Origin of the sequence: Shewanella sp. SM20, from assembly GCF_025654545.1 — a bacterium.
GTDB lineage: Bacteria > Pseudomonadota > Gammaproteobacteria > Enterobacterales > Shewanellaceae > Shewanella > Shewanella oncorhynchi.
The window spans coordinates 1-709 of record NZ_JAKKRK010000136.1; the positions used below are offsets into that span (position 1 = coordinate 1).

General features: G+C 46.3%; 2 tRNA genes and 1 rRNA gene. All 3 read right to left on the reverse strand.

The features are described 5' to 3' along the window. Window positions 1–113: 113 nt before the first annotated feature. A tRNA-Ala gene (locus tag L5M18_RS23260) sits at window positions 114–189 on the reverse strand. A 138-nt stretch (window positions 190–327) separates the two neighbouring features. Further along, window positions 328–404, reverse strand: a tRNA-Ile gene (locus tag L5M18_RS23265). Window positions 405–552: 148 nt separating this feature from the next. Further along, window positions 553–709: ribosomal RNA gene (locus L5M18_RS23270) — 16S ribosomal RNA — on the reverse strand; the annotation flags it as partial.

Below are 709 nucleotides of genomic sequence, written 5' to 3' on the forward strand. Positions count from 1 at the left end.
GTTAAAGAGCGGGCTTAAAAAAGCCAAAGATAATTTTTAAGTTTATCTTTGGCATCTCTATCCATAGTGCATATGCCTTATTACTTTGCAATAAAGTCAGAATAAGGTGTAAATGGTGGAGCTATGCGGGATCGAACCGCAGACCTCCTGCGTGCAAGGCAGGCGCTCTCCCAGCTGAGCTATAGCCCCATTTACATGCAGTGCGAGTAAGTAAGATGTTCCAAACCTCTAAAAGGATTGGTTTGCCAAATCGAGTTATCCGCGGCAAATTAACGCGACGTTTAGTTCACTAAACGAGTGTTAATTTAACAAAGGAGAACGAAGATTTGGTGGGTCAGAGTGGACTTGAACCACCGACCTCACCCTTATCAGGGGTGCGCTCTAACCAGCTGAGCTACAGACCCATCTTTGATAAACCTATTTAACTAGGTCCATCTTTTACTCTTTCTTCTATCAAGCAAATCTGTGTGAACACTCAAAAGGTACACGGATGTACCGAATGTCGAAAATGCAGGAGCATTTTTCGACCAAACATTAAGTTAGTCGTATAGGTAAGGAGGTGATCCAGCCCCAGGTTCCCCTAGGGCTACCTTGTTACGACTTCACCCCAGTCATGAACCACAAAGTGGTGAGCGCCCCCCCGAAGGTTAAGCTACCCACTTCTTTTGCAGCCCACTCCCATGGTGTGACGGGCGGTGTGTACAAGGCC